Origin of the sequence: Shewanella sp., from assembly GCF_051658185.1 — a bacterium.
GTDB lineage: Bacteria > Pseudomonadota > Gammaproteobacteria > Enterobacterales > Shewanellaceae > Shewanella.
The window spans coordinates 1-5,841 of the sequence record NZ_JBOFMC010000315.1 but is presented as its reverse complement, the minus strand read 5'-3'; the positions used below and the strand labels follow the sequence as shown (position 1 = coordinate 5,841).

General features: G+C 53.5%; 6 protein-coding genes and 1 riboswitch. All 6 genes read left to right on the top strand.

Annotated features, from left to right (window positions below):
• Positions 1-13: 13 nt before the first annotated feature.
• A riboswitch (cobalamin riboswitch) is annotated at positions 14-254 on the top strand.
• Positions 255-420: 166 nt separating this feature from the next.
• Entirely contained in the window at positions 421-1,263 is an 843-nt protein-coding gene (locus ACRCZA_RS12005; RefSeq protein ID WP_438674666.1) for an ABC transporter ATP-binding protein, read from the top strand.
• Positions 1,260-2,342, top strand: a complete 1,083-nt coding sequence (locus ACRCZA_RS12000; RefSeq protein ID WP_438674664.1) for a FecCD family ABC transporter permease — start codon at positions 1,260-1,262, stop codon at positions 2,340-2,342. Before ACRCZA_RS12005 ends, ACRCZA_RS12000 begins: the two co-directional genes overlap by 4 nt.
• 71 nt (positions 2,343-2,413) lie before the next feature.
• Positions 2,414-3,466, top strand: a complete 1,053-nt coding sequence (cobT, locus tag ACRCZA_RS11995) for a nicotinate-nucleotide--dimethylbenzimidazole phosphoribosyltransferase (protein WP_438674663.1) — start codon at positions 2,414-2,416, stop codon at positions 3,464-3,466.
• Between the two features lie 87 nt (positions 3,467-3,553).
• Positions 3,554-4,342, top strand: coding sequence for an adenosylcobinamide-GDP ribazoletransferase (locus tag ACRCZA_RS11990; protein ID WP_438674662.1), 789 nt, complete (start codon positions 3,554-3,556; stop codon positions 4,340-4,342).
• Entirely contained in the window at positions 4,339-4,944 is a 606-nt protein-coding gene (cobU, locus tag ACRCZA_RS11985) for a bifunctional adenosylcobinamide kinase/adenosylcobinamide-phosphate guanylyltransferase (protein ID WP_438674661.1), read from the top strand. Before ACRCZA_RS11990 ends, cobU begins: the two co-directional genes overlap by 4 nt.
• A gap of 248 nt (positions 4,945-5,192) precedes the next feature.
• A partial coding sequence (locus tag ACRCZA_RS11980; protein ID WP_438674665.1) for a cobyric acid synthase occupies positions 5,193-5,841 on the top strand: 649 nt, incomplete at its 3' end.

The following is a 5,841-nucleotide window of genomic DNA, read 5'->3' as shown; positions in this document are numbered from 1 at the left end:
GCCTGTGGGCTTGGCGAACATCGCAGACATAGGTGTTGGGAATTGACGCCCCTCGGCGGCTTGGCGTGGTACGACTGGCAAGTCGATGACAGGCGCAATAACTCAAACATAATAGGGAATCGGGGCACTGCTTATCAGTCAGCCCGAACTGTACCCGCAACTGTGAGTGGTCAAAAGCAGCGCCGAACGCTCAGATCTTCGGCTCTCGCCTTTTTTCTACCAGTCAGGAGACCTGCCTATGCCTGTTAACGCTGCGTGCAGCCTTAGTTCTCGAGCGGGTGACTCGAGGGAGCAAAATATGACGATACATTTATTGGCCTTGTTAACCAAGGCAACGATTGACCGAGGGGCTGGGTGTCAGTGAAACCTTTAATCCTACAGCCTCGGTCACAGCCCCCGTTATCGGCAGGCGATGCCGCGATGCCAACGGCGGCGCTTAATGTCACGCAGTTAAGCTGGGAGATTGAGGGCAAATCCATTCTTGCCGATATTGATTTTGCGTTACCAACCGGGCAAATGTTGGGCCTGATTGGGCCTAATGGCGCGGGTAAATCAAGCCTGCTGCGCTGTATTTATCGCTTTGTGCGCCTAACTCAAGGGCAAATTTTACTGTTTGGTGAGGATATTGCGCCATTGTCGCCTAAGGCGTTTGCCTGCAAAGTGGCCGTGGTGCAGCAAGATACCCCCCATTATTTTGATATGACCACCGAGCAAATCGTGGCCATGGGATTAACCCCCCATAAAGGGATGTTCGACGGTCACACCCGCAGTGACAGTCAAAGGATCGCTAACGCCCTTGAAAAGGTGGGATTAACCGCAAAAGTGCACCAACAGTATGAGTGCTTATCCGGCGGCGAAAAACAACGCGCCCTGATTGCCCGCGCCATAGTGCAGCAGCCACAATTGCTGATTTTGGATGAACCGACTAACCATCTGGATGTGCGCTATCAAATTCAAATTCTTGAATTAGTGAAAAGCCTTGGCATTAGTGTCATCGCCTCTATTCACGATCTTAATTTAGCCAGCGCCCTATGTGATAGCCTGTTATTGCTTGATCAAGGCCGGGTGAGCGCCATCGGCACGCCAAGTGAGGTATTAACCGAGGCGCGTATCGCGCAGGTTTTTGGGGTGTGTGCACAGGTATCGCGCCATCCACAGCATCACAATCCGCTCATTAGCTATTTTTATGGTTATCACCCGATAAATGGGCCGCTGGCGGAGGGGGCTGCGCCCGCCGGTAAACCGATGAAGGGGGAGGCATGAGAGCACTAAAAGGGCAAAATATCATTGTCTTAGGCTTAGTCTTGCTCGCGCTAATCACCCCGATTGCCGCGGCAAGTTTTGGGGCCGTGCCGATAAGCTTCGCCGATGTTCTGCAGGTGTTTAGCCATGGGCTCACGCAGGCGAATAACAGTCAAGACGTAACGGGGGGCAGCGCTATCACGCAGCGCATTGTGCTGGAGTTAAGATTGCCGCGCATTTTGCTCGCGTTTGTAGCCGGGGCGGGATTATCCCTTGCGGGCAGCGTGCTGCAGACCGTGACCCGTAACCCCTTGGCGGATCCCTATTTATTTGGCATCAGTTCGGGCGCCTCCTTTGGCGCCGTGGTGGTGCTTACGCTGCTGAGCGGCAGCGGCACATTAATGCCGCCCGAGAGCCTGAACGCGCCGGGAATTTGGGTTTGGCTGCAATGGATTAGCTTGCCAATCGGCGCCTTTGTGGGCGCCTTAATCTCGGTATTGATTGTGTTGGCATTGGCCGGCGGTGGTCAGCATGGTCAGATAGAGCGGATGTTGCTCTCTGGGGTGGCGAGTTCATTTTTATTTGGCGCGCTCACCAGTTTATTGCTGTATTTTGCCAGCCCGCAGGCGACGGCCTCGGTGGTTTTTTGGAGTTTAGGCAGTTTTGCCAAGGCCAGTTGGTCGGTACTGCTGCTGCCAAGCCTGGTGGTTGGGGGGAGTTTTGGGATTATTTTAGCGATGCGTCGGCAGGTCAATGCCCTGCAGGCGGGGGATGAAACCGCCCACACCCTTGGGGTGAATGTGGCCAAAATTCGCCTCAATATGTTGCTGCTGTGCTCGCTTATCACCGCCGTGTTAGTGGCGACCTGTGGTGGGATAGGTTTTGTTGGGTTAATGATCCCCCATACGGTGCGCTTGTTGCTCCCCGGACGTCGACCGCTGCTGCTGACGGTCATCGTCGGTGGGCTATTTATGGTGTGGATTGATGTGTTGGCTCGCTGTTTATTGGCGACGCAGGAGTTGCCGGTCGGCATTATTACCGCCGCAATTGGCAGTTTTTTCTTTTTACTTATTCTGCGAAGGCGGCGCGTGCTGGCTTAAGCGGAGGCGTTTTTATATCCCTTGTGGGGCAGTGAGTCACTGTCGTGTTACTGTTCATTTCAGGAGTGGCTATGTGTCAGTCAGCGGTATCGTTTCAAATTAGCCCGGTGGGGCATGGGCAAGATGAGCTTATTCAGCGCCATATCGATCTTAAAACCAAGCCACTGGGAGCCCTTGGTCAGCTGGAAGCGCTCGCATTACAAATCGCCAGAGTACAAGGCGCGGCGTCGCCACAAATCTGTCATCCCACGTTGTTAGTGTTTGCTGGCGATCATGGCATTGCCGCCGAAGGCGTGTCGATTGCGCCCAGTGAGGTCACGGGCCAAATGGTGGCAAATTTTGCCCGCGGCGGCGCGGCGATTAATGTGTTTTGCCGGCAGGTGGGCTTTAAGCTTGAGGTGATTGATTGCGGGATCTTAACCCCAGTCGAAGCGGTTACAGGCATTATCGATCAACGACTTGGCGCGGGTACGGGGGCCATTCATTTAGCCGCTGCGATGCCTCTGGCTAGCGTCGATAAGGGCTTTGCCATGGCGCGCGCATTAATTGAGCGCCACCATCAAGCGGGCTGTAATCTCGTCGCCTTTGGTGAAATGGGTATTGGTAATACCTCGGCCGCCGCTGCGGTGATGGCGGCAAGCATGGGCCTTGGCGCTGCAGAGTGTGTTGGCCGAGGAACCGGCATTAGCCATGAGGCCTATGCGCGCAAGTTAATGTTAATTGAGCAAGCGCTAGAGTTACATCGCGCGGCATTGGTTAACCCTAAGGCGATATTGGCGTGTTTAGGGGGCTTTGAAATCGTGCAGATGACCGGGGCAATGCTCGCGGCGGCAGAGCGTAAGATGCTCGTGCTGGTGGACGGTTTTATTGCTACCGCTGCGGCGCTGGTGGCCGTGAGCCTAGCGCCAAATGTCCGCGATTACTTGATTTTCGCCCATCAGTCTGAAGAACAAGGGCACCAGCGGATGTTGGCGCACCTACAAGCCAAGCCATTGTTATCACTTGGTTTAAGATTAGGTGAAGGCACAGGCGCCGCCCTTGCGCTGCCGCTCGTTTACGCTGCAGTAAATTTTTACAATCAAATGGCGAGTTTTAGTGATGCCGGCATTGAGGCTGTTGTATGATGTAGCATAAGTTATTTAAAAATAGCTTTTAAGTTCATCGTGTTAATCTTAACGTTATTGCAAATGTGAATTCACTAAGGATGCTTTATGTCAGAACGCGAAAGCTGGCACAAAGAGATTGATCTGTTTTTTGTCGCCATGGGCTATTTTACCCGCCTGCCTATGCCTAAGTGGGTTGAGGTTGATAGCGATAAGTTAAATAAATCCAGCCGTTACTTTGGCTTAGTCGGGCTCTTGGTGGGCCTGTTAAGCGCTATCGTGTTTTGGCTCACCCAAAACTGGCTGCCAGCGGGGGTGTCGGTGTTGCTGGCCATGGTGACTGGTGTGTTGCTAACGGGCGGTTTTCATGAAGATGGCCTCGCTGATACCTTTGATGGTTTTGGTGGTGGCTGGACGGCTGAGGATAAGCTGAGCATCATGAAGGACTCGCGCCTTGGCAGCTACGGGGCGTTGGCCTTAATTTTAGTGCTGATGCTCAAGTGGCAACTGTTGGTTGAGTTGGCGCTGTACGATCCTGTGGTGGCGGGCTCAGCTCTGATAGTGGCCCACACCGTGAGCCGCGTGGTGGCCGCTAGCCTTATCTTTACCGAAACCTATGTGCGCGACGATGACAGCAGCAAGTCCAAGCCCTTAGCTCAGCAGCAGGGGATTAATGAGCTGTTTATCTTGATCGCCAGCGGCGTGTTGGTGCTGTTATTCCTCAAGGGCTTAGCGGCACTGTCGGTGTTATTGGTGATGATTGGCCTGCGCCGCTTATTGGTGGTGGGCTTTAGACGCCAGATTGGTGGTTACACCGGCGATACCTTAGGCGCAGCGCAGCAGATCGCTGAAATCGTGTGTTATTTTGTACTGCTCATTGTTGGTAGCATATTGTGATCCACTTGGTTATTGGCGGTGCTCGCAGTGGCAAAAGTCGTTACGGTGAAGCCCTCGCACGCCAATATACCGCGCTTGGATTTGATGCCTGCTATGTGGCAACGGCGCAGGCACTCGATGCTGAAATGGCCTGCCGGATCCGTTTGCATCAGGACGGTCGTGCCAAGGATGATATCGACTGGCAGTTAGTTGAAGAACCTTTAGCATTAACCGCTCAGCTTAAGCGTTTGGCCAAACCGGGGCGGGTGATCCTCGTGGATTGTTTAACGCTTTGGTTAACCAATCAATTGCTGGCAGGGAGCTCCGCGGATGAGCCCGCCGCGACCGAATCCGATTTTGCCAGCAATATTGCGACATCATCAAAAGACGATGCACTCGCCCACTGGCACCAAGCAAAAGCGGAATTGGTGGGAGCGTTAAACGCGCTTGAAGGGGCGGTGATTTTAATCAGTAATGAAGTGGGCTCTGGCATTGTGCCCATGGGTGAACTCAGTCGCCAATTTGTCGATGAGGCGGGCTGGTTAAATCAAGCTGTGGCGGCGGCTGCGGACAATGTGACCTTAGTGGTGGCGGGTTTACCGCTGGTACTGAAATCAAGCTAATGCTTAAATCGAGCTAGCGCTTAAATCGAGCCAGCGTTTAAATCAAGCCAGCGCTTAAATTAAGTGAGGGGCTTATCCCTTGCCGCTTTAGTGTGTCGTTGGTGTTAACCATTATCCAGTTATCTTATTTCCTCAATTGAGTCATCTCCCAGCCCATGCATGTAAATAAAGCGCCCACGCCCACGGTAACCGATACAGCGTCAACCTCTAGTTTGTCGCAAACCCCGCCCCAAGGCGCACAGGTATTAATGGTGCAGGGCACCACCTCTGATGCGGGTAAAAGCACGCTGGTGGCGGGAATTTGCCGATTACTGGCCCGTCAGGGCGTTAACGTTGCGCCTTTTAAACCGCAGAATATGGCGCTCAATAGTGCCGTGACGGTTGATGGTGGCGAGATTGGCCGCGCGCAGGCGCTGCAAGCCGCGGCCTGTTATTTAGCGCCCCACACGGATTTTAACCCGATTCTACTCAAACCCAGTTCCGATACGGGCGCACAAATTATTGTGCAGGGTAAAGCGTTAACGACACTCGAAGCCTCGGCTTTTTTTGGCGAAAAATCCAAAGATTATAAAGCCATGGCCCTTAATGCCGTGCTGGAGTCCTTTGGGCGTTTACGTCAGCAATATCACACCATAGTGGTTGAAGGGGCGGGGAGTCCGGCAGAAATCAACCTACGCGCAGGGGATATTGCCAATATGGGCTTTGCCGAAGCGGTGGATTGCCCGGTGATTATTGTTGCTGATATCGACAAAGGCGGCGTGTTTGCCCATTTAGTGGGGACCTTGGCGCTGTTATCCGAGTCTGAGCAGGCGCGGGTAAAGGGCTTTGTGATCAATCGTTTTCGCGGCGATATCAGCCTGTTGCAGTCGGGGCTCGACTGGCTTGAGGCGTATACAC